This window comes from Microbacterium sp. B35-04, assembly GCF_010634885.1.
Lineage (GTDB): Bacteria > Actinomycetota > Actinomycetes > Actinomycetales > Microbacteriaceae > Microbacterium.
In genome coordinates this window covers 81,136-103,871 of record NZ_MWLP01000008.1, presented here as the reverse complement: position 1 = coordinate 103,871, position 22,736 = coordinate 81,136, and the positions used below count along the sequence as shown (strand labels likewise).

Annotated in this window: 18 protein-coding genes; 7 read left to right on the top strand and 11 right to left on the bottom strand. The window is 68.2% G+C overall.

Annotated features, from left to right (window positions below; all coding sequences use genetic code 11):
• Window positions 1–2 precede the first annotated feature (2 nt).
• The 4 genes from B1729_RS02475 to B1729_RS02460 all read right to left on the bottom strand — a co-directional run bounded on the left by B1729_RS02475 (window position 3) and on the right by B1729_RS02460 (window position 6,984).
• Window positions 3–2,381, bottom strand: a complete 2,379-nt coding sequence (locus tag B1729_RS02475; protein ID WP_239539331.1) for a transglycosylase domain-containing protein — start codon at window positions 2,379–2,381, stop codon at window positions 3–5.
• A gap of 103 nt (window positions 2,382–2,484) precedes the next feature.
• Entirely contained in the window at window positions 2,485–3,738 is a 1,254-nt protein-coding gene (locus B1729_RS02470; RefSeq protein ID WP_163617797.1) for a four-carbon acid sugar kinase family protein, read from the bottom strand.
• On the bottom strand, window positions 3,731–4,987 hold the full coding sequence (locus B1729_RS02465) for a RuBisCO large subunit C-terminal-like domain-containing protein (protein WP_163630509.1): 1,257 nt from the start codon (window positions 4,985–4,987) through the stop codon (window positions 3,731–3,733). Before B1729_RS02465 ends, B1729_RS02470 begins: the two co-directional genes overlap by 8 nt.
• A gap of 5 nt (window positions 4,988–4,992) precedes the next feature.
• The gene (locus B1729_RS02460) at window positions 4,993–6,984 is read right to left on the bottom strand and encodes a glycoside hydrolase family 127 protein (RefSeq protein WP_163630507.1); all 1,992 of its coding nucleotides are present in this window, start codon (window positions 6,982–6,984) and stop codon (window positions 4,993–4,995) included.
• A 243-nt stretch (window positions 6,985–7,227) separates the two neighbouring features.
• Here B1729_RS02460 and B1729_RS02455 point away from each other — a divergent pair, with 243 nt between their 5' ends.
• The 4 genes from B1729_RS02455 to B1729_RS02440 all read left to right on the top strand — a co-directional run bounded on the left by B1729_RS02455 (window position 7,228) and on the right by B1729_RS02440 (window position 11,118).
• Entirely contained in the window at window positions 7,228–8,571 is a 1,344-nt protein-coding gene (locus tag B1729_RS02455) for an extracellular solute-binding protein (protein WP_163630506.1), read from the top strand.
• Window positions 8,572–8,636: 65 nt separating this feature from the next.
• Window positions 8,637–9,518, top strand: coding sequence for a sugar ABC transporter permease (locus tag B1729_RS02450; protein ID WP_163617793.1), 882 nt, complete (start codon window positions 8,637–8,639; stop codon window positions 9,516–9,518).
• Between the two features lies 1 nt (window position 9,519).
• Entirely contained in the window at window positions 9,520–10,434 is a 915-nt protein-coding gene (locus B1729_RS02445) for a carbohydrate ABC transporter permease (RefSeq protein WP_163617792.1), read from the top strand.
• Window positions 10,435–10,455: 21 nt separating this feature from the next.
• Entirely contained in the window at window positions 10,456–11,118 is a 663-nt protein-coding gene (locus B1729_RS02440; protein WP_163630504.1) for an aspartate/glutamate racemase family protein, read from the top strand.
• Window positions 11,119–11,181: 63 nt separating this feature from the next.
• Here the strand turns inward: B1729_RS02440 and B1729_RS02435 are convergent, their stop codons facing one another.
• Window positions 11,182–12,168, bottom strand: a complete 987-nt coding sequence (locus tag B1729_RS02435) for a GDSL-type esterase/lipase family protein (RefSeq protein WP_163617790.1) — start codon at window positions 12,166–12,168, stop codon at window positions 11,182–11,184.
• Between the two features lie 330 nt (window positions 12,169–12,498).
• Between B1729_RS02435 and B1729_RS02430 the strand changes: the two genes are divergently transcribed.
• Window positions 12,499–13,347, top strand: coding sequence for a substrate-binding domain-containing protein (locus tag B1729_RS02430; protein WP_239525860.1), 849 nt, complete (start codon window positions 12,499–12,501; stop codon window positions 13,345–13,347).
• 16 nt (window positions 13,348–13,363) lie between these two features.
• Here the strand turns inward: B1729_RS02430 and B1729_RS02425 are convergent, their stop codons facing one another.
• From B1729_RS02425 to B1729_RS02400, 6 genes are read right to left on the bottom strand one after another with little or no spacing between them, the layout of a single operon-like run.
• Window positions 13,364–14,440, bottom strand: coding sequence for a Gfo/Idh/MocA family oxidoreductase (locus tag B1729_RS02425; protein WP_163630502.1), 1,077 nt, complete (start codon window positions 14,438–14,440; stop codon window positions 13,364–13,366).
• A complete protein-coding gene (locus B1729_RS02420; protein WP_163617787.1) occupies window positions 14,437–15,285 on the bottom strand; it encodes an amidohydrolase family protein in 849 nt (282 codons plus the stop codon). The genes B1729_RS02425 and B1729_RS02420 overlap by 4 nt, the downstream gene beginning before the upstream one ends.
• A 6-nt stretch (window positions 15,286–15,291) precedes the next feature.
• Entirely contained in the window at window positions 15,292–15,741 is a 450-nt protein-coding gene (locus tag B1729_RS02415; RefSeq protein ID WP_163617786.1) for a MaoC family dehydratase, read from the bottom strand.
• Window positions 15,728–16,846, bottom strand: a complete 1,119-nt coding sequence (locus B1729_RS02410; RefSeq protein ID WP_163617785.1) for an extracellular solute-binding protein — start codon at window positions 16,844–16,846, stop codon at window positions 15,728–15,730. Before B1729_RS02410 ends, B1729_RS02415 begins: the two co-directional genes overlap by 14 nt.
• Window positions 16,843–18,051 (bottom strand): CoA transferase, encoded by a 1,209-nt coding sequence (locus B1729_RS02405; RefSeq protein WP_163617784.1) that lies wholly within the window; start codon window positions 18,049–18,051, stop codon window positions 16,843–16,845. The genes B1729_RS02410 and B1729_RS02405 overlap by 4 nt, the downstream gene beginning before the upstream one ends.
• The gene (locus B1729_RS02400) at window positions 18,048–20,495 is read right to left on the bottom strand and encodes a glycoside hydrolase N-terminal domain-containing protein (protein ID WP_163617783.1); all 2,448 of its coding nucleotides are present in this window, start codon (window positions 20,493–20,495) and stop codon (window positions 18,048–18,050) included. Before B1729_RS02400 ends, B1729_RS02405 begins: the two co-directional genes overlap by 4 nt.
• Window positions 20,496–20,782: 287 nt before the next feature.
• Here B1729_RS02400 and B1729_RS02395 point away from each other — a divergent pair, with 287 nt between their 5' ends.
• On the top strand, window positions 20,783–21,790 hold the full coding sequence (locus B1729_RS02395; RefSeq protein WP_239525859.1) for an ABC transporter permease subunit: 1,008 nt from the start codon (window positions 20,783–20,785) through the stop codon (window positions 21,788–21,790).
• Complete coding sequence (locus tag B1729_RS02390; protein ID WP_204260050.1) at window positions 21,784–22,707, top strand: carbohydrate ABC transporter permease; 924 nt, start codon at window positions 21,784–21,786, stop codon at window positions 22,705–22,707. The genes B1729_RS02395 and B1729_RS02390 overlap by 7 nt, the downstream gene beginning before the upstream one ends.
• Window positions 22,708–22,736: the final 29 nt, after the last annotated feature.

The window sequence follows — 22,736 nt, the reverse complement described above, 5'->3', positions numbered from 1 at the left end:
TATCAGCCGTCGTTCGGCTCGGGGCTGCGGACCGGCGCGGGCGCGCGCCGCAGCAGCTCGCCGGGGGCCGCGGCGAACGGGCCGCCGGGGTAGAGCTGGTTGGCGACGCTCTGGATGTCGCGGGCCATCGGGAGACGGATCGTCGACAGGATGCGACCGTTGTGCGCGGCACGGAAGACGTCGGCCTTTCCGTCGGCGTTGCCCGCCCATACCGCGGTCGTCACCCGGGTGCTGGACTCGACCAGCCAGGTCTGGATCTGCTCGTGGGTGCCGGTCTTGCCGAGCATCGGCGTGCCGTCGTTCGGGTTGCCTCCCGATCCTGTGCCGCCGGGCACCATGACGCCCTGCAGCGCGAACGCCGTCGCCGCAGCCACCTCGGGGCTGATGTTCTGCGAGCATCGGTTACCGGGCACGGGAAGCTCGACGCCGTCGGCGTTGACCACGCGCTCGATCACCCGCGGAACGCAGTAGACGCCGTTGTTCGCGACGGTGGCGAACGCCCCAGCCATGGCGACCGGTGCGATGTTGTTCGTCCCGATGATCGAGGCGGAACCCTCGAGGTCCACCGGCAGGCCGTCGCCGCGGGTCACGCCCATGCGGGCCGCGACGTCCTCGATGTCGCAGAGGTCGAGCTTCTCCGCCATACCGAGGAAGCCGCTGTTCAGCGACTGCGCCGTGAACTGCATCGGCGTCCCGGTGTAGCCGGGGACGTTGCCGAAGTTGCGCACGACGTGGTTCTCGCGGTTGATCCATGTTCCTTCGCAGCGATCCTGAAGGCGGGGGATGGCCCGGAGGCTGCCGTTGACGCTCTCGAACAGGGTGTGGCCCCTCTCGAGCCAGTCGACCAGGGTGAAGAGCTTGAACGTCGATCCGGTCTCGAATCCCGTGGAGACGCCGTGCACCAGGTCGCCCGCGTAGACCAGCGAGGTGTAGGCCGGGTCGTTGGCCGAGAGGTCTGCGTCCTCGGTGAACCGGTTGTTCTGGCTGATCGCCAGGATGCGCCCGGTGCCGGCTTCGATGCTGACCGCAGCCGACCCGAAGTCCATGCCCGGCACGGTCTCGGGCGCGTACCGCCGCATCGCCTCCTGCGACGCGTTCTGCAGCCGCCAGTCCAGCGTCGTGTAGATGTGCAGACCCTCGCGCGTGAGCGACTTCTGGCGCTCCTGCGCTGTCGCGCCGAAGGCACTCGCGTAGTCCGGATCCGAGCGCACGGTGTTCACCACGTACTGGCAGAAGAAGGGTGCGGAGGTCGCCACGCACCCGACATGCGCGGGCTGCAGCGCCGGCGCGATGGGCTCCACCGCGGCCGCGACATACTGGTCGGCGGTGATGCGGCCGTCCTCGCGCATCCGGTCGAGGACGTAGAGCTGGCGCCCCTTGGTCGCACTGTACGCATCACCGGCGGCGAGGTGCTGCTCCGGCGTGATCGTGCCCTCGGCGAGGAGCGTATCCAACCCCGCGAGAGTTCCGGGTGTCACATCGTCGATCGTCCCGTCGGCCACCTTGTTGTAGGTGCTCCCGTCCACGCCGAAGATGGACCCGCCGGGCCGGTCGATGCGGAACGTGTTGGGATTCTGCACGATGCCGGCGAGTGTCGCCGCCTGTACCAGGGTCAGGTTCGCCGCCGTCGTGCTGAAGTAGTAGCGGGCCGCGGCTTCGATGCCGTAGGTCGTGCCGCCGAAATTCGCGATGTTCAGGTAGCCCAGCAGGATGTCGTTCTTGGAGTACTCCTTCTCGACCTGGACGGCGTAGCGGATCTCCTGAAGCTTGCGCTCGTACCCCTCCGCACCGCGCGCCTGCGTCGCGTCGAGCCAGCAGGCCCGCAGCACCTCGTCACGTGTCTGCGTGTCGGTCTTGACGGCATCACGCTCGCACCGCTGCACCAGCACGTTCTTGACGTACTGCTGACTGATCGAGGAGCCGCCCTGGACGGCGCCGCCCTGCGCGTTCCGGATCAGGGCGCGAGTCGTGCCGACGATGTCGACACCGCCATGCTGGTAGTAGCGAGGATCTTCAGACGCCAGGATCGCGTCGTACATCACAGGCGCGACCTGGTCGAACGCCACGGGAACGCGGTTCTGGTCGTAGAACGACGTCAGCTCGACGTCTTGTCCGGTAGCCGGATCGCGCGCGTAGATCGTCGTGGGCAGCATGAGGCGGTCGATCGCCAGGTAGCTGGGCATGCCGTCGAACAGCGAGACGGCACTACTCGCCGCATGCCCGGAGATCGCGATGACCGGGGCCAGAGGAGCGACGATCAGCAATCCGGCGATCATGCTGAGCGCCACGAGGCCGACGAGGCCGCCGACGACCCCCGCGAGTGTGCGCCTGTACGGCGGCAGGCTCGCGGTCTGTGGAGAAACCCCTGGTGATGGCTTCACGACGGCGTCCAATGTCCGGTGGGAGACAGCATCGCAGACCGGCCGCGATTTCGCGACGGGCTGACCGCGGGCGCGCCGAACTCCCTCGCCCAGCAGGTCGACGTCAGGGGGCGGCGATGTCGGTGAAGAGGGTGTCCGAGCCGACCTGACCGCCTTTGAGGAGCAGTTCCAGCCCGTCGATCGCGGGGTCGCCCGACTGGGCGCGCAGCAGCACGACGTTGCCCCACGGATTCGCGGCGATCGACAGCGACTCGACCCCGAGCAGCCGGGTGACACGGCTCGACGTGTCGCCGCCGCACACGATCACTCGCCGTGATGCGCCGTGGCGCGCGACAGTGGAGATGACGGATGCCGCGGCCTCCGCGATCGCCTCCAGCACCGGCCGGTCGCCTGCTGTCGCGGCGTCGATGTCGTCGGAGGTCAGCACGACACCCCGACCCGAGAGCAGCACGCGGACGACCTCGGCGGTCGCGACGTCTCGTTCGGAGGCACGGAGGGGGAGAGGCTGGACCAGCCAGCCCGCGGCGGCCGCGGCATCCGCCTGCCGACGCGTCTGCGCGGAGCGGCTGCCCGACACGACGAGCACCGGACCGCGCGCCGCGGTGGAGGTGGGCACGGCCGGTGCTTCGCCCGGCGCTGCGGCGGCGACGCCGTGCGAGAGTCCGCCCGAGCCGATCGCGAACACCGGCGCGGGCAACGCGCCCAGCGCCTCGCCGATCGTGAGGAGATGCTCGTCGGTGAGGGCGTCGAGTACTAGGCCGGCTTCCGCCGCGTCCTGAAGCCGCGCCGCGAGGTCGTCGAACTCGACGAGCGGCACCGAGCCGATCGGAAGCGCCGTCTGGTGGCCGACGTGCACGGCGAGATCTGCCTCGGTCATCGGGGTCGAGGGATGCCGCGACATCGTCGGCTGCCGGTCGAGCCGGTACACCGTGCCTCGCTCGGCGGCGAAGTGCTGGCCGAAGAGCGTGTAGCGGCCGAAGTCCGGCTGGGCGAAGAGCATCGGTACGGCGCGGCCGCCGAAGACCTCGCGGGCGAGCTCGACGACCCGGCCCAGGCTGCCGACGTGCGGTGCGGAATCCGCGGTCGAGCAGGCTTTGTACTGAACGAGTTGGGGCTCGAGGTCCGCGAAGGCGGCGAACACCGGTCGAAGCTCGTCGTCCATGTCCGCCGGCGCGAGGGACCGCGAGATCCCGGCCACCCCGACCACATCGACCTCGTCCGCCGCTCGACGCAGGGTGGCGGCATCCGGCAGTCCCGTGAAGAGGCGCCCGGTCCAGCCGCGCCGTGCGAACTGCAGGAGCGCGTCGACGCTGCCGGTGAAGTCGTCGCCGTAGAAGGCGACGCGGGCCCTAGACACGGACGGGGCCGAACAGTTCCGCCGCGCGGCGGAGGGCGGACGAGTTCTCGAACGCGTGGTCCGCGCTCTCGCCGCGCGCGGCCGATGCCCACGCCTCGCGCATGCTCGCCACCCCGGCGGTCGCACCGTCCGGATGGCCGTGGATGCCGCCACCGGCGAGCACGAGCAGGTCGGTGGTGCCGACCGCGGCGTAGGTGGCGTGGGCGAGGCCGCCCCACTGTCCCGACGACAGCACCGGAAGCGTCGGCGTGAGGCCGAGGAGCGGCTCGCGCACCGCGGCGATGGAGTCGAGCACCTGGTCGTCCGTCTCGTAGAACTTGTTGCTGATGCCGTTCGTGTGCAGGTGATCGGCGCCGGCGAGGCGCGCGAGCTTCTGCCACGCACGGAACCCTATCCCCACCTGCTCGGAGCGTCCGAACGAGCCGAACATGGCGCGATGACCGTGGATCGGCACGTCGCTGTGGCGCCGGAGGAACTCCAGACCCGGCAGGCCGATCAGGTTCACGCAGGCCATCACGCACGTGCCCCCCGCGCCGACGACGAGGTCGTGGTTCGCCTCGAGCCGTCCGATGTCGTCGGTGATGTTGAACGCGTACATGGGCTTGCGGCCGGTGCGATCGGCATAGCTCTCGAGGACGGGCATGACCGCGGCGACGCGGGCCGCGAGCGGTGCGCTCGGGCCGTTGCCCTGCAGCTCGTCGTCCTTGATGAAGTCGATGCCTGCTTCGGCGAGCTGCGACACCACCTCGGCGAGCTCGTCCGGCGAGAGCCCGATGCTGGGTTTGACGATCGTGCCGATCATCGCGCCCTCGGGCCGACTCATTAGCCGTCGCGTGCCCTCGACGCCGAACGCCGGACCGGGGTAGCGCTCGGCGAACGCCGGCGGCAGCTCGAGGTCCATGAGGCGGATGGCAGACAGCTCTTTGATCTCGAACAGATTGCCCGCGACCGCCGCCATGAGGTTCGGCAGGGAGGGGCCGAAGTTGTCGAGCGGGAACCGCAGCCGCAGCCGGGCGCGGCGGCGGAGCGCGGGATCGCCGACGGATCCGGGCAGGGGCGAGGCGCTGGTGAGGGGGAGCTCGTCGATCGATTCGACCTGGGCGGCGAACCGCGCACGCAGATCGTCGGACTCGCGCTCGACGCGCACGAAGGTGCCGGTGGACTGCTCGCCGGCAAGCACCTCGGCGGCGTGCTGCAGCGGCAGGGAGGTCTCGATGACGTAGGTCGCTGTGACGTGCTGAACAGACATGCGCGTCACCACACCAGGGGGAGCCAGACCGACATCTCGCCGGCGCCGCGGTTGCCCCACGCGAAGTAGGGGACGAGCCGTACATGCGCGGTGGCGAGATCGGCGTCGGCGACGTCGTCGTAGAGCGCGGTCTCGGCGGTGCCCGGCAGCACGACCGCCTCGGTCTCGAGGGCGACGACGCGGTGACCGGCGATCTCCGTCTCGGCCGGCGTGAGCGCTGCGCCGCGGCGCAGCGCGACCTGCTCGAGCACGACGCCGTCGGGCAGATCGGCGCTCTCGACGCAGTAGACGACGGGTCCGCGGCGCACTGCGACCTGGTTGGTGGCCTCTTCGGCGAGGCGGTGGGCGCGGAGCACCCGGGCCGGCATCGGCAGCGTCAGCTCGATGAGGTCGCCCTGCTGCCACTCGCGCTCGATGCGCGTGTATGTGCCGGGCTCGCTCACCGTCACCGGCTCGCCGTTGACCGTGAGGGTCGCGCCCGACGACCAGCCGGGGATGCGCAGATGGAGCGGGATGCCGCGGCCCGCGGCATCCGTCACGGTGAAGGCGATCCTCTCGCTCCAGGGATAGTCGCCGTCCTCGCGCAGGGCGAGCCGGCCACCGTCCTCGGTGGTGACGTCGAGGGCACTGCCGCCGTACAGGTGGACGTACAGTCCTTCCTCGCCGACGGATGCCGCACGCTCGTGGAACCGTGCCAGGGTGCGCGCGATGTTCGGCGGGCAGCAGAAGCAGCTGAGGTACGGCTCGCGCAGCCGCTCGTCGGACGGCGGGGGCGGCGGTGTCGGGTGGAGGGCCGTATCGCCCGGGCGGCGGAGCGGGAAGGGAAGCTCGCGCACCTGGCGCAGCGGGTTGGTGTAGAAGTACTCCGTGCCGGCGAGGCTGATGCTCGAGAGCAGGCTGTTGAAGGCCACCTGCTCGATGACGTCGGCGTACTTGGCGTCGCCCGTGAGCGACAGCATCCGCTCGCTCCACAGGATGAGGCCGATGTTCGCGCACGACTCGTTGTGCGCGGTGGTGTGCGGCAACTGGTACGAGCGGCCGTAGGCCTGGTGCACGCGGCTGATCTGGTCCTGCCACGGCGAGCCGTCGGGCGACGCTCCGTCGTACAGCGCTCCCGCGCCGCCTGTGATGTAGAGCTTGGTGTCGACGACGTCGTGCCACAGCCGCTCGAGCACCGCCTCGAGCTCCTGGTCGCCGTTCTCGGCGATGAGGTCGGCGAGACCGGCGTACAGGTAGTTGGCGCGCACGGCGTGCCCTGCGACGACGGTCTGCTCGCGCACCGGAAGGCGGTCCTGGTTGTCGTCGCCGCCCTCGAAGTCGTCGCGCACCCGGATGAAGGCCTCCGACAGGCGCAGGTACTGCTCGTCGCCGGTCGCACGGTAGAGGTCGATGACGGCCATGTAATGCGACGGGCAGATGGCGCTGCGGGCGAGTTCGAGCGGCTTGTTCGTCGCGAGGTCCTCGAGGAAGCCGGCGGCCTTGCGCGCGGCATCCAGCAGAGTGGTCGACCCGGTCACCTCGTAGTGGCGCACGCCGGCGGTGATGAGGTGACCGAGGTTGTACGTCTCGAAGTTGAAGCGGTCGGCGAGCGCGATCGCGTCTTCGTGGTTGCGGCTCGAGATGATCGTCGGCGTGTGCAGGTACCCGTCGTCGCGCTGCACCGAGGCGATCAGCTGCGCGATCTGTTCGATGCGGCCCGCGAGCTCAGGGTCCGGATCGGTCTCGAGGCGGGCGATGGCGGCCTCGAGCCACTTGTAGAAGTCGCCGTCCATGAACGGCGGGCCGGCGTGCTCGCCGCTGTCGAGGCCTGCGGCGATGCGGAAGTTCGTGAGCCCGGCGCTGACCGCGGGGTCACTCAGGGAGGACCAGATCTGGGGGATCGTCACGTCGCGCGTGCGATCGTGGATGTCTCCCCAGAAGCCGCTCGCCCAGCGCGCGCTTGCGGCGCCGAGGGGTCGCAGCCGGGCGTGAGCCCGGGTCGCGGTGGTGGCGGTCATGGCTGTTCCTTCCGAGTGGCGTTCAGTCTCGTGCTCGCTGCTGCATCGCGGCAAGCCAGGTTCCGTGCAGGTCACATTAGGCAGGCCTGAAAATTCTCGCAACGCTGCATGGAAATGCAGTCTAACCCTTGAATCGTCTCAAAGTGAATAGAATTTCAGTACTGACTGTTGACACACATCGAAATCGTGCCTACTGTCGTGCTCGTACCTTTCACCCGCATGGTCGTCGTCAAGGAGGACGCTATGAACACACGCAGCAACCGTCGCCGCATCGCGGCGCTCGGCATCGCACTCGCCGCGGTGCTGCCGCTGGCCGCCTGCGCCGGAGGAGACACCGGAACCGACAACGGATCCTCGGAGGGCGGCGCCGGCGCCGGCGGGACCGACCCCGAGACGTTCACCGTGATGACGGCGAACGAGAACCCCGTTCTCGAGGAGCAGCTCACCGCGCTCTCCGAGGGCGCCTGCGAGGCCGAGAACGAGGCGCTGCCGCTGGAGCACCAGAAGGTGGCGCAGGCCGACACCGTGCAGAAGGTCACGCTGCTGGCCAGCCAGGGCGCGCTGCCGACCCACACGATCGCGGGCACGGCGCTCATCCGTCCCGATGGCGACCTCAACGCGGCCGGCCTCGTCGGTGACCTGAAGGCCGCCCTCGAAGACGCCGGCACGTGGGACAACGTGCTGCCGGCCGCGGCCTCCACCGTCGAGCAGGTCTACGGCGGTGTGTACTCGATGCCCTACCAGTACAACATCGAGGGCATCTTCTACAACAAGGACATCCTCGCCGACAACGGCATCGAAGAGCCCCAGACCTGGGATGAGCTCGTCGAGGCGGCCGACACCCTCGCCGGCGCCGACGTCGTCCCGATGACCGAGGCCGGCGCCAACGGCTGGCCGCTCACCCGCATCATGGGCATGTACATCTTCCGCAACGTCGGTCCCGACGCCATGGCCGCCATCCGCGACGGCGAGGCGAAGCTCACCGACCCCGAGTACGTCGCCGGCGCGCAGGCGCTCGCCGACTTCGCCGAGGCCGGCTACTTCGGCGAGGGCTTCTCGACCCGCGACGGCGACACCTCGTCCAACATGTTCCTCACCGGCCAGGCCGCGATGACGTACGACGGCTCGTGGCTGCTGAGCGCGATCAACGACCCCGAGCGCAACGAGATCGGCGGCGAGAACGTCGGCTTCATGCCGTTCCCCGAGGTCGACGGCGGCAACGGCTCGATCGACCAGTATGCGGCGAACGCGGGCGCCCCGATGATCATCAACGCCGAGCAGTTCGGTCCGAAGGTCGTCGACTGGGTGAGCTGCATCGCCGAGAACTACGGCCAGCAGGCGCTGCAGGATGCCGGCGTCATCTCGGGCTTCAAGGTCAACGGCGATGTCACCGACATCTCGGAGAACACCGCCGAGATCCAGGAGCGGATCGCGGGCATCGACGAGACCGTACTGTGGTTCGAGGCCCTGATGGACTCGAAGAGCAACTCGCTGGCGTCGACCAACGTGACACTGCTCACCACCGGCCAGTTGACCGCCGAGGATTACATGGCCCAGCTGCAGGCGAGCATCGACGCCAACGGCTGAGACCCCGCACCGGCTCCCCGGGCGGTCGCTCGGGGAGCCGGTTCACGACAGAAAGCAGTTCGCAGATGAACTCGATCTTCGGAGATCGGAAGACGATCTTCATCCTGCTGGCACCGGCGCTCTTGCTGTACACCCTCCTCAAGGTCGTGCCGGTGGGCTGGTCCCTCGGCCTCTCGTTCTTCGAGGGCAACTCCCTCCGCGGCTTCGACTGGGTGGGGTTGCAGAACTTCACCACCTTCTTCACGGACCCGGCCGCTCTCCAATCGATGTGGGTGAGTGTCTTCTTCGCGATCGTCGCCACCGCTCTGCAGGTCGCCTTGGGCTACGGTCTGGCCCTCCTCTACGTCTTCGTCCTTCGCAAGGGCTCGACTCTGGTGCGGACGCTCGTGTTCTTCCCGACCGTGCTGCCGACCGTGGCTGTGGCCATGCTGTTCCGCAGCTTCGTGGCCGTCGGCGACAACCAGGGCCCGATCAACGACATCATCAACTTCTTCGGCGGTGAGAGCGTCGAGGTGCTGGCGTCGACCGTCGGCACGATGACCACGGCGATCGCCATGACGCTGTGGAGCTCGATGGGCTTCTACGCCGTGCTTCTCTACGCCGGCCTGCTCGACATCCCCGAAGAGGTCATCGAGTCGGCCCGACTCGACGGAGCCAATGGGTTCAAGCTCGTCCGTCACATCGTGGTGCCGCTGTCGCTGCCCATCCTGCTGTCGTCGATCATCTTCAGCCTCAATGCCACCCTCAAGGTCTTCGACAGCCTGCTCGCCCTCAACGGCGGCGGGCCCGGCACTTCGACCGCGCCGATGACGCTGTACATGTACCGCACGGCGTTCGAGTACGCCGAGTACGGCTACGGCTCCACCATCGCCGTGATCCTCACGGCGCTCTGCCTCGTGTTCACCCTCGCGATCTTCCGATCGTCGCGCCGCAAGGCGGAGGTCTGAAATGACTCTGACGCACACTGACACCGCGTTTACGGTCGCCACACCCACCGTCCGCAGGACGGGCCCCGGCCGCACGCGGCGCGGGCTCACGAAGGCCCTGCGCCGGCTCCCGGTGTGGATCCTCGTCGCGATCCTCATGGTCGTGGTGCTGTATCCGCAGGTCTGGATGGTGCTGGGCTCGTTCAAGACGCAGTCCGAGTTCCTCTCCAACCCCGCCCTGTCGCTTCCCGAGACGTGGAACTTCGACAATTACGTCACCGCGCTCACGAACGGCAACGTCGCGCGCAACTGGCTCAACAGCGTGCTGGTGACGATCCCGTCGGTGCTGCTCATCGTCTTCATCGGCGTTGCCGCGGGCTACGCCCTCGAGGTGATGATCTGGAGGGGCCGCAACGGGGTCCTGCTCTACATCCTCGCCGGCATCATGGTGCCCGGCCAGATGATCCTCGTGCCGCTCTTCATCACCTACTTCCGCATCGGCATCACCGACACGCTGTGGCCGCTCATCATCACGTACACCGTCATGGGCCTGCCCCTGACGACGTTCCTGATGGCCACCTACTTCCGATCGGTGCCGCGGGAGATCTTCGAGGCGGCGACCGTCGACGGGTCCGGGCCGCTGCGATCGTTCTTCGTGATCGGCATCCCGATGATGAAGAACTCGATCATCACGGTCGCCCTGGTGCAGTTCTTCAGCGTGTGGAACGACCTGCTCATCGCGCTGACCTTCACGACGCGGCCCGACCTGGCGACCATCCAGGTGGGCCTGCTGAGCCTGAGCGACGAGTACGGCTCGACGCAGTACGGCCCGCTCTTCGCCGCCGTGAGCATCAACATCGTCGTGCTGCTGATCCTGTTCCTCACGCTCAACAAGAAGATCATGGCCGGCATGGCCGGCGGCGCCCTCAAGGGCTGAGAAGCTGGAAGGCTTGTTCGCATGACCTCGTCCGCACCCCGCATCGCGTTCCTGCACACCGGAGCCGTCAACATCGCTCCGTTCGGGGCGCTCGCCGCCGAGCTCCTACCGGATGCGACGATCGTGAATTACCTCGACGACCGCATCGTCGCCGACCTCGGCGACCAGGAGCGCGCGGGCTCGGTGCCTGCCCGCGTCGACGACCTCGTGCGCGCGGCTGCGGCCGGGGGAGCGGATGCCGTCATGTTCACGTGCTCCTCGATCTCGGAGCTCGCCGCGCCTGCCGCGGCTGCCGCCGGGGTGCCGGTGCTGCGTGTCGACGAGGCGATGGCGGATGCCGCGGTGCAGGCGGGACGCCGCGTGCGCGTCCTCGCGACGCTGCCGACGACGTGCGGACCGACGCTGCGGCTCCTGGAGGAGCGCGCCGCGCTGGCCGGTGTGGAGCCGGAGTTCACGAGCGAAGTCATCGAGGGTGCGTTCGCAGCAGTCGCCGGGGGCGACCGAGCCACGCACGACCGGCTCGTCGCGGCCGCGATCGAGCGGGGGGCGGCCGAGGTCGACGTCGTCGTGCTGGCCCAGGCATCCATGGCGACTGCCGCCGAGGCCGTCTCGGTCGACGTTCCGGTGCTCACCAGCCCGCGGCTCGGGGTCGAGCGCCTCGCCGCGTCGTTCGACGAGAGCTGATTCCCGTCGCGAGTCGGACAGTCATCGCGGCCTGAATGCGTCGGTCCAGATCGTCTTTCGCTTCTACCTCTGCAGCCGCCTGAGCGCGGCCGTCAGGCGCTCGCCCATCAGCCGATAGCCTGCGGCATCGGGATGGACGCCGTCTGACAGCAGGTGAGTCTCGTCGAAGCCGAGAATGCCGGGGCCGTCGATGAGGTGCAGGAGGTCGTCGGCCGTGCCGGCGACCACCTCTGCTATGGCGTCCCGCATCCCCGCCAGCGTGGTGCCAACGGCGTTCGGGGTGTTCTCCAGTCCCGGCGCCACGATCGGAGTGATCACGGCGATCGGGGCCGACGGGTGCGCTGCGCGGACCTGGTCGATCAGCCCTGCGACCTGTGGGGCGAAGGTGCGCGGTGACATCGAAGCGCCACCCATCACGTTGATCCCCAGGCACAGGCTGATGATGTCGGCCGGCACCGCCGCGATCGTGCGGGTCGATATCGGGTCGAGATGGCACTGGCCGCCGAAGCCGAGGCAGGTCAGGTCCCAGTCGAGAGCACGTGCGACGAGGGCCGGCCACGTCTCGCTCGGACCACTGGCAGCGTTGCACTGCGAGATCGAGGATCCGTAGGTCGTCCATCGGGTGGATGCAGTCGTGGCGGAGACGGTCGAACCGCTCAGCTGTACCGACCTGATCCACGTCTCGCCGACCTGCGGCAACCACACCTGAACCCGGTGCGCGCCGGTGGGCAGGGGGACCACGACGGTGAACGGTCCCGAGACGAGGTCGATACGGCGATGCAGTTCGCCATCGACCAGGACATCGATGCGCGAGTCGCGGGGGATGTCGAGCAGCAGATCGCCATGGAGCGTGACGCTCTCAGCGTCCGTGTCGATGTCCAGCCGCACTCCCACAGATTGGCGCGCGTTCGTGATCAGATCGGGAGCGAACGCCCTGTTCACGAGCTCTGGCAGGAGCCTCCATGCGCGTATCGCTCCGTCGCGCTCTTCCCAGCCCACCGCCCCGCGCCAGGCGTCGGGCTGGGTGTCGGGTCGGAGATCATGCGCCACGATTGACGAGCGTAGTCCACGCCGACGGACAGAAAAATCGTTATACGAGCGAGCCGCCGATTCGTTCGCTCAGAGCACTACGACAAGGGATTGATCGCGGTGAATCGTTTGCGCGAGCTGCATTCCTCCGGTTACCATCCGAGGATGGTTACTCTGCGGGATGTCGCCGGCCACGCCAGGGTCTCGGTTTCGGTGGTTTCGCGCGTGCTGAACTCCGATCCGTCCGTCAGGATCCGTCCGGAGACTCGGCAACGGATCCTCGACTCGGCGCAGCTGCTCCGATACGCGCCGAACTCCGCGGGGCGCTCTCTGCGTCGTTCGCGTACGCACATGCTGGCTTTCGTGGTCCCGGATGTCACCAACGCCACCTTCACGGATCTCGTGAACGGGGTGGAGTCGCGGGCGCTGGATCATGACTACTCGGTTGTGCTGGCGTCGAGTCCGCGGATGCAACCCGGCAGCGACGGGTTCGCCCGGCTGCTGAACGAGCGCCTGGTCGATGGCGTGCTGCTGCAGAAGGGGGACGAGGCGCCCCTCGACCTTGTGGCGCGAGCGCTCTCGCACCCAGAGCGGACCGTGCTGATCAATTCCGGTCCCGTCGACGGCGTGACCACCGTCGCGATCGACGATGTCGCCGCGGGTGCGCTGGCGGCTCGACACCTGCTCGAGCTCGGACACACCCGCATCGGCTATGTCGGCGGCGTTCCGACGTCCGACACCAGCGACCGACGACGAACCGGTATCGAGCATGCACTCGCTGCAGTCGGGCTGTCACTGGCGCCGCTGCACACGACTGCCCTGGGCTACACCTACAGATCGGCTGGGGATGCCGCGCGGTTGCTGCTCGGTCGTCAGCCGGCGCCGACCGCCGTCGTCGTCGGCAACGTGAACGCCGGGATCGGCGTGCTGACGGAGGCGGCTCAGATGGGCATGCGCGTGCCGGAGGACCTGTCGGTCGTGGCGATTCACGACATCTGGCCGGCGATCACGTGCGCGCCCGCACTGACCACCGTCCGCCTGCCGATGGCGAATCTCGGAGCGGCCGCGGTGGACCTCCTGCTCGCGGGACTCGAGGCGGCTGGGGCAGGCGGAAGTCCCGCGCGCCCCACCAGCGGAGTCGTCGACGATCCCGCCCCGGAGCTGGTCCTGCGTGCATCGACCGCGCCGCCGGCGGCATGACGCGTTCCCGCGGGCGTCAGGAGTCCGGGATCGGGTGACCGCCGGCACGACTCGCCTCGTGCGCCGCTTCCAGCACGGCCATCGTGCGCAGCACGTCATCCGCGGAGGTCGGCAGCGAGCTCGACTCGCCGGTGACGTATCGCTGAAGGGCGCCCATGGTTCCGGCGAAGGCATCGGGGAACCAGCTTCCCTCGACCGCGACATCCCGCCAGCCGTCACCGGTGGTGAGTTCGAGTCGGTCAGGTCCGCCACGCGGATAGTCGAGCAACAGCCCCAGTTGGGCACGGACGGCTCCGTCCGTGCCGTGCCAGATGACGGCAGACGCCTGGTGCTCCGGGCCGAACGTGTGGTCGTGATTGGTGCTGATGGTGACGCGCAACGGTCGGTCGGCGTAATGGAGCAGGTAGCCGGTTCGCGTGCTGGCCAGCGGCTTCCCGGGATGCCCGACCGTCACGGCGCTGACACCGCTCGGATCCCCCACGAAAGAACGCACGAGGTCGACATAGTGCACCGAGTGCATCGGCATCTCCATGCGTTCGAGACCGAACACGCTGGGAAACAGCGCCCAACGCGTCTCGACCCTCACCAGGACCTCGATATCGACGAGCTCCCCGATGGCGCCCTCGGCGATCAGGGCGCGCGCCGCTGCAACCTGCGGAGCGAACCGCAGCTGAGTGTTCACAGCAGCCGTGAGTCGCTTTCGTCGGATGATCTCGATCAGGTCGCGCGCCTGCGCAAGGGTGTAGCCCAATGGCTTCTGCAGCTGCACGGCAGCTTCGTCGGGCAGCCCGTGGATGATCGAGGCGAACGCATCCGGCATGACGGCGACGTCGTACACCGCTGCCGTGCCGTGGGCGGCGACTGCAGACGCGATGTCCGTATAGGTGCTCGACACGTCGAAGGCCCTGGCGAGATCGATGGCGCGATCAGAGTCGAGGTCCACGACAGCCGCGACCGGCAGGCCGGCCTTCCGGTAGGCCGGCAGGTGCGCGTCGCGGGCGATTCCGCCCGCACCGATCAGGACGATCGGCAGCGGATGGCTCGGCGGACCGGCGGCGTAGGCGGGGTCAGGGGAGTGTTCCAGGCGTTTCACGGTGTCAGTCCGTACACGCGGATGGCCGTCCGCTGACGCAGCGCGGCCGACTGATCGGGCTCGAGCGCATCCACCGCGGCCATGAGCATGCTCAGCGCCGCATCCGTCCCGCCGGCGACGGTGCCCATGGGCCAATCGCTGCCGAGCATCAGCCGATCCGGTCCGAAGGACGCGAGCGCGGTCGCCAGGATCGCCCGCAGCTGCTCGGCCGTGTCGGAGGCATCCGCGTCGCATGGAGCGGCCGGATAGATCCCGGAGACCTTCGCGACGACGTTCGGCAGGGCGGCGGCCTCTGCGATCTGAGCGGTCCATCGGGCGTGATCGGCGGAATACCCGACCGGCGGCTTGCCCAGGTGGTCGAGCACGATGGTCAGGTCAGGATGCCGGCGCGCGAGCGTGGTCAGGTTCTGAAGGTGACGAGGCGACACGGCGACGTAGTCGAGCGGTACACCGGAGGCTTCGAGGTGGGCGAGGCTGCGGCGCTGGTTCTCACCGAGGATCCAATCCGGGTCGGGGCGATCGTGGGTGAGATTGCGCACGCCGACGAAGCCGGGGTCTGCCGTCAGTCTCGGCAGCTGATCTGCGACGATCGCCGGCGCCTCCAGCGGCAGGTAGCAGACGGCACCCGCAACCCGAGGGTCGGAAGCCGTCAGCTCGAGCAAGTACTGCGTCTCGTCGAGTGTGTCATCGGCCTGGACGAGCACCGCACGATCGAACCCGTGTGCGGCCACCGCCGCGAGGCCCTGCTCCAAGAAGTGATCGGCGCGCAGCGGCTCCGGCGCGTCGTCGAGCCAGTCGTACGACGAACGAGCACGGGCCCACACATGCAGATGCGTGTCGATCACGTGCGTTCACCCCGCCTTGTTGACGACGTACAGATGCACGAGCGACAAGACGACGTCGCCGTGCTGGTTGGTGACCCGCACCTGCTCGTCCACCCGGCCGAGTTCGGGGCGGCGCGGGTGATCGGCGATCGTGACGATCTCCGCCTCCACGGTAATGGTGTCGCCGAGGAAGACCGGTTTGATGAACCGGATCCGGTCGTAGCCGTAGCTCATCGCTTGCGGATTCACATCGCCGGCGGTCATCCCGACCGCGATCGCGATCACCAGGGTGCCATGAGCGATCCGTCCGCCTAGCCCTGCTTCGTTCACGCACCAGTTCTCATCCATGTGATGCGGGAAGAAGTCGCCGGTCTGCCCCGCGTGCAAGACGACATCGGCTTCGGTGATGGTGCGCCCAAGCGTGCGTCGCACCTCCCCGGGGACGTAGTCCTCCAGGTATCGATCAACGACCAGCATTCACGGCTCCCAACGATTCGAATAGCCGATCCAGATCCGCGAGCAGGTCGGGCGCGGGGTCGCGGTTCAGCAGGCCACGGTGCACCCGCTCGCACGCGGCATTCTGCACCGTCATATACGCCGGATGCTGCGGGCGCAGGCTGGCCAGATCCATCGTGCGGCGTGTGGCGGCGAAGAACCCGCCGGTCAGTTCGTCGAGCGAGGCATCGGTCCAGGCGGAGACATGGCCGGGCTGTCCGCCTGCGCGCGCATACACACCCCTCTGCACGTCGCCCGTGGCGGCCCACGTCACAAAGGCGATAGCCTCCGCGCGGTGCTCGGTGCGGGCCGAGACGGCCAGCCCTGCGCCGCCCAACATCGATCCGCGGGGCTGCCCATCGATCTCAGGGATGTCCGTCCAGCGCAGCACGTGCTCGCGGAAGCCCGTCCTCGCGTAGTTGCTGTACCCGTAGAGCAGCGGGGCATAGGCCCAGCTGCTCGACGCGGACAGGCGGTCGGCGGTCTGGATGGGGTTCTCGTCGAGGCACTCGGCGGGTACGAGATCGCGCAGACGGCTGAGCACGTCCCATGCCTGCGCGAACGCCGTCGGTTCAGCGAAGCCGGTCCGACCGGCGTCGGCATCCTGCAGCCCCGAGGAGAGCGTGAATATCGACGCGAATGCATCGATCGGCTTCGCAGGCCAGCGCACCCCACCGTCGCGTGCCAGGTCCAGGACCTCGGTCCACGTGCGCGGCGGCTCGGGGAGCAGGTCGGGGCGGTACGCCGCGACCTGCGCGGCGGCGTCGATGGCGAGGGCGTACCGAGCGTTCTGCCAGTGATAGCTCTCATCGGAGCGCCCTACGAATGCGTCCGGTCCCTCGGCGTCCGGGAGGGGAGCGAGCAGCCCTGCGTCCGCGGCGTGGGGGATATGGGGGTGATCGATGACGAGCAGATCGTACGACCGCGTCAAGGATTCCAGGTCCTGGTCGGCGAATGCCTGCAGGGATCGTGCTTCCCATTCGACTTCGACGTCGTGCCCGGCGTCCGCGTAGGCGTGGGAGGCAGCCACGATGCTGTTCCGGCCGCGCTCATGGTCCCAGGTGATGCCTCGGAGGCGGACGGTCACGATACGCTCCCGCCGACCGGTTCCCTGGCCGGGGCCAGTTCGTCGCGGATCCGATCGGTGTCCGCGCCGAGCACGGGCGCTGCGCCGGTGCCCCAGAGCCGCTCACCGTCCAGACGGAAGGGCAGCCGGGTCGTCGTTACTGTGGTGCGGGCCCCGTCGCTCTCCTCGCGTTCGAGCGTCTGGACCATGTCGATCGCCCGGAAGCCGTCGTGCTCGACAAGTTCATCCACGGTGTGCAATGGAGCGCACCAGATGTCGGCGGCATCGAGCACCGTGAGCCAGCTCGCCGTGCTGCGCGTCCGGAGGCGGTCGGCGATCAGTGTCTCGATGCGACCGCGCTGATCCCACCAGGATGCGGGATCGGTCAGCTCCACGAGCTCAGGGATCTGCAGCAGTGCGCCCAGCTGTGGCACGGGGTTCATCGCGATCGACAGGTATCCGTCGGCGGTCGGATATACGCCGTACGGCGCCGGGAGAAACGTGTGCGCGCTGTGCGGTCCCCGCGGGCGCTGCGCGTCGACCGCGTCCGGCTCCGTGAGTCGCACCGAGAGCATCTCGAACTGCAGGTCGAGCATCGCCTCGAGGAGCGAGGTCTGCACCTGGCCGCCGATGCCAGTCCGCAGCCGGCGCAGCAGCAGCGCCGTGATGCCGTGGGCGAGATGGCAGGAAGCGAGGTGGTCGGCGATGGCGATCCCGACGGGGCGGGGCTCCGGATCCGCCTGCAGCCACGGCAGAGCGGCGATCGACTGCGCGAGCAGGTCTTGGCCGGGGCGGTCGCGCCACGGTCCTTCGTCGCCATAGCCGGTGATCGAACCGTAGACCACGCCGGGGTTGGCGGCGCGGACGGTGTCGTAATCCAGCCCGAGCCGCCGCATCACGCCGGGCCGGAAGTTCTCCACGACCACATCGGCCTGCTCGACGAGTCGACGCACGAACGCCAGGTCATCCGGATTCTTGAGGTCGGCCGCTACGCTCTGCTTGCCGCGGTTCATGGCATGGAATGAGACCGTATCCGCGCCCGCTCGTGCACCGGCGAACGCCAGCCCGCGGCCGATATCCCCGATCACAGGGCGCTCGATCTTGATCACCCGCGCGCCGAGATCAGCGAGGCGCAGAGCGGCCACGGGGCCGGCGAGGAACTGGCTGAAGTCGAGAACCAGGAAACCGTCCAGCGGACGGAGAGACCCTTGCTGCGGGGCGGTCATGATGCGTGCTCCTGAGAGATGCCGGTGAAGGTGAGGCGCGCGGGTCGCCCGGTGGTGAGGTCGAGGACGCGCTCTCGGGAGCCGTGCACCACCCGCACGCTCTTTGCCCCCTCGGGCAGCGGCGTGATCGTGGCCTCTGTCAGCGCGCCGGCGCTCCAGCGGAGATCCACGACGAGCCCGCCGCGTGCACGCAGGCCTCGAACTTCACCGTCGCGCAGGCCGGATGGCAGCGCGGGGAGCAGTTCGAGGTAACCGGCGTGGGACTGGACGAGGCACTCGACGAGTGAGGCCACCAGGCCGAGGTTGCCGTCGATCTGGAACGGCGGGTGGGCAGAGAACAGGTTGCGGTAAAGGCCGCCCCGCCAACGTCCGCCACCGGGAGCGGGTTCGACCTCGATGTTGCGGCGGACGAGCAGGTCCAGCAGACGGCCCACCGCCTGCGGTTCGTGCAGTCGTGCCCGCATCGCCATCTTCCAGGCGAGCGACCAGCCGGTGCCTTCATCACCGCGGGCATCCAGGCTTCGGCTCGCCGCTTCCGCGGTGCGGGGTGTCGGCGGCGCGTTGGTCGGATGCAGACCGACCAGATGAGCGATATGGCGATGATGCGGATCGTGCATCTCGTCGAGGTGGGCCCACTCCCGCAGCAGCCCGTCGCTGTCGATTCCGATCTCGGGAAGCCTGGTCAACGCGGCTTCCGCTTCCGCGCACAGATCCTCGGACTCCGAACGCAGTCCGTAGTCGTCGGCGGCCCGTAGCAGGGAACGCAGCAGATTCCGGGAGAGCTCGAGGTCCATCGTGGAGTCGGCCGCCACGGACGAGACAGCTCCGTCCGGTGCCACGAACCGGTTCTCCGGTGAGGTGGACGGCGAGGTGCCGAGTGAGCCGTCGGCGCGGGGCTCGAGCCAGTCGAGGACGAACCGTGCCGCGCCCGTCAGCATGGGCCAGAAACGGCGTGCGGCAGCGTCGTCGTGCGTGAAGGTGATCCGATCCACCAGATGGGAACTGAGCCAGACGCCGGCGAACGGCCAGAATGCCCAAGCCGGGTCGTGTGTTCCGTCGCCCATCGGATCCGCGAACGCCCAGATGTCGCTCGCGTGGTGCGACACCCAGCCCGATGATCCGTAGATGCGTGCGGCAGGTTCGCGTCCGCGCTCGGACAGCGCCGCGACGAGGTCGAACAGGGGCTCTGCGCACTCGGCCAGACCGGTGGTCTCGGCCAACCAGTAGTTCATCTCGAGGTTGATGTTCATCGTGAAGTTCGAACTCCACGGCGGCTGCATCTGCTGGTTCCACAGCCCCTGCAGGTTCGCGGGGGTCCCGCCGGCCCGTGAGCTCGAGATCAGCAGGTAGCGCCCGTAGTTGAACAGGAGGGCGACCAGCTCTGGAGCGTCAGCGAAACCCTTGGCGGCGGCGTCGACGAGCGCGTCCGTGTCCGCCACGATCGCCTCGCGCTCCCGGGCTGCGTCGGAATTCCCGAGCCGTAGCTCGGCTCTGTCGTAGAGCTCGAAGTGCGCGGCCGCGTGCTCATCGTGGAGTCGGCCGACGCCGATTCCGGCGGCCGTCTGGCACAGCCCCCTGGCACGTGCCACGGCACCGGCGGCATCCGGTTCGGGATCGCGCCCCAGCTCCGTGAAGGTGGTCTGCACCGCGACGATCAGCGTGGTGTCGCCGTCGACCTCGACGGCGAGGCCGGCAGACGTCGAACGGGTGCGCACCGAGCCGCCGAGGGCCCGTAGGACGACGGCGGCCTGCACCCCTCGGCGCTCCTCGGCCCATCGCACGGGATCGGGTACGCGCTGGTAGGCGGGGACCACGTCATCGGGCGCCCGAAGCACTGCCCACGCTTCCGGCCCGTCGGCCTCTGCATGTTCGAGGTGCAGAGGCGAGTCGAGCACGAAGGACACCGGGCGCTGCGAAGCGGAGACCTCGATGACGAGGACCTGATGCGGATCGCTCACGAACGTCCGCTGGTCCACGCCGGAGCCTCGAGTCCACGCGACCGCTGCGCGCAGGTCGAGCCCGCGCGCGTAGCCGGCGGGGCGCTGGATGCCGTCGTCGAGCATCGCGGGGCCGTCCCGTTCGGGGACGACATCGCCCTGTGGCGATGGTTCAGGCGCCGGGGCGCCGATCGTCCGGCGCAGCCGGGCCAGCGGCTGGAACGACTGAGGATAGGAGTGCTGCAGCAGGCGCAGGGAGTCCTCTGCCGCCACATAGTCACCGGCGGCGATCGCCGCTCGCGACGCCGAGATCGCTGCCCGGGCGGTCTCGGCGCTGACGGGGTGCGGGTCCGGACGGCGACCCGGCCCCGACCAGACGGACCCCTCGCTGAGCCAGATCAGCTCGTGCTCCTCGCGGCCGTAGACCATGGCGCCGAGACGGCCGTTGCCGATGGGCAGCGCTTCGACCCACTCAGCGGCCGGGCTGGCGAACGCGAGCCGATGCATCGGGGATGACAACTCTGACAACTTCCTCACCTCAGATAATCGTTTTACTGATCAAGGACACCTTAGACGGTGCACCGGTGGATGCCGCAACATCGTTCGGTCCGATATCTCGCGGAAATGGCATCCATCAGGAGGCAGGTTGAATATTTAGGCAGGGTTGCATCCCTGTTGATTCGATGACTAGGATTCAGGCAATCGATTTTTCGGACGACGAGGTCTCGACGCATCCCGCCCTTGGGGGACGGTGGTACGCGCCATAGGCCCAGCTCATCGACAAGGAGTCAGCGGTGGTGCAGATCGACGTGGAAGCGCCCACGGCGCGCGTGCGGAAGGCGGAGGCGCCGGCGACGGCATCCTCGTCCGCCGGACGGAACGCGTCACGGCGCCGACCTGGTCGGCTGCGCAGGTCCATCCGGCGCCACTGGCAGCTGTACCTGCTCGTGATTCCGCCGCTGCTGTACTTCGCCCTGTTCAAGTACGTGCCGATGGCGAACGCGGTCATCGCGTTCAAGGACTACAACGTCATCGAGGGCATCTGGGGCAGTGCGTGGGCGGGCTTCGAGCACTTCGAACGCCTCTTCTCCAATCCGGCGTTCGGCACGATCGTCAGCAACACGTTCCTGCTCAGCCTGTATGCCCTGATCGCGAGCCTTCCCATTCCGATCATCCTCGCGCTCGCGCTCAACGAGATCCGCGGACGCTTCTTCAAGCGCACGGTTCAGATGGTGACGTACGCGCCGTATTTCATCTCCACAGTCATCATCGTCTCGATGGCGATCCTCATCCTCTCGCCGCGGATCGGGATGCTGAGCACGGTCACCGGATTCTTCGGCCTGCCCGCGGTCGACTACCTGGCGCAGCCGGACTTCTTCCGGCATGTATACGTGTGGAGCGAGGTCTGGCAGACCGCCGGCTACTCGGCGGTCATCTACATGGCCGCGCTCGCCGGCGTCGACCCGGCCCTCTACGAGGCGGCCAAGGTCGACGGGGCCAATCGGCTCCAGAAGATCTGGCATGTCGATCTGCCGAGCATCACGCCGACGATCGTGGTCGTGCTGATCCTCTCGGTCGGCAGCATCATGGTCGTGGGGTTCGAGAAGGCGTTCCTGCTGCAGAACCCGCTCAATCTCTCGCAGTCCGAGATCATCGCCACCTATACCTACAAGATCGGCATCCAGAATGCCGACTTCAGCCTCGGGACGGCCGTCGGGCTGTTCAACTCGGTGATCAATCTTGCGCTTCTGCTCGTCGTGAACGCCGTGTCCAAACGCGTGACGGGGAACGGACTGTGGTGAACAACGCGAAGACGGCTCAGCGCGGCCTCGGCCGATCGATCAAGGTGCGCGAATCCACTGTGGACCGGTTCTTCCTCATCGGTGTCTACATCCTCCTCACGACCTTCCTGCTCGTCGTGCTGCTGCCGCTGTGGTTCATCGTCGTGAGCTCGTTCAGCAGCCCCGCCGCCGTGTCAGCCGGAGAGGTGTTCCTCTGGCCGGTCGACTTCACGCTGCGCGGGTACGAGGTCGCACTGAGCAGCCCACAGATCCTCAACGGGTTCGCGAATTCGCTGTATTACACGGTTGTCGGCACGGCCATCAGCGTCGCCCTCACCGTCATGATCGCCTATCCGCTTTCGCGGGTCGATTTCGTGGGACGCAAGGTGCTCACCGGCGCTGTCGTCTTCACGATGCTGTTCGCCGGCGGGCTGATCCCGACCTATCTCGTGGTGCAATCGATGGGAATGCTCGACACTCGGTGGGCGATGCTGATCCCGAATGCGGTCGCGGTGTGGCCGACGATCCTCGCCATCACCTACTTCCGCACGGCGATTCCGGACGAGCTGCGAGAGGCGGCCGAGATCGACGGCGCGAGCGATCTGCGCATCCTGTGGAAAGTGGTACTGCCGCTGTCGGGCCCGATGATCGCCGTCATCGCGCTGATGTACGCGATCGTGCAGTGGAATTCCTACTTCGACGCTCTGATCTACCTCCGTGACGACAGCCTCTACCCGCTTCAGCTGGTACTTCGGAACATCCTGATCCTCAACAACGACGCCGGCGGGGATGCGACCTCGGCGCTGGAGAGACAGCAGCTGTCGAACCTTCTCAAGTACTCGCTCATCGTGGTCTCCACGGTCCCGATGATGCTCATCTATCCGTTCGTAGCGCGCTATTTCACCAAGGGACTGCTCCTGGGCGCTGTGAAGGGCTGATCCCCTCCGGGCCGCCAGGACGCCGGGTC

Coding starts and splice junctions, on each gene's coding strand:
- B1729_RS02465 (WP_163630509.1), bottom strand. CDS start 4,987: ATGTCTGTTCAGCACGTCACAGCGACCTACGTCATCGAGACCTCCCTG.
- B1729_RS02460 (WP_163630507.1), bottom strand. CDS start 6,984: ATGACCGCCACCACCGCGACCCGGGCTCACGCCCGGCTGCGACCCCTC.
- B1729_RS02455 (WP_163630506.1), top strand. CDS start 7,228: ATGAACACACGCAGCAACCGTCGCCGCATCGCGGCGCTCGGCATCGCA.
- B1729_RS02450 (WP_163617793.1), top strand. CDS start 8,637: ATGAACTCGATCTTCGGAGATCGGAAGACGATCTTCATCCTGCTGGCA.
- B1729_RS02445 (WP_163617792.1), top strand. CDS start 9,520: ATGACTCTGACGCACACTGACACCGCGTTTACGGTCGCCACACCCACC.
- B1729_RS02440 (WP_163630504.1), top strand. CDS start 10,456: ATGACCTCGTCCGCACCCCGCATCGCGTTCCTGCACACCGGAGCCGTC.
- B1729_RS02430 (WP_239525860.1), top strand. CDS start 12,499: ATGCTGGCTTTCGTGGTCCCGGATGTCACCAACGCCACCTTCACGGAT.
- B1729_RS02415 (WP_163617786.1), bottom strand. CDS start 15,741: ATGCTGGTCGTTGATCGATACCTGGAGGACTACGTCCCCGGGGAGGTG.
- B1729_RS02405 (WP_163617784.1), bottom strand. CDS start 18,051: ATGACCGCCCCGCAGCAAGGGTCTCTCCGTCCGCTGGACGGTTTCCTG.
- B1729_RS02400 (WP_163617783.1), bottom strand. CDS start 20,495: ATGCATCGGCTCGCGTTCGCCAGCCCGGCCGCTGAGTGGGTCGAAGCG.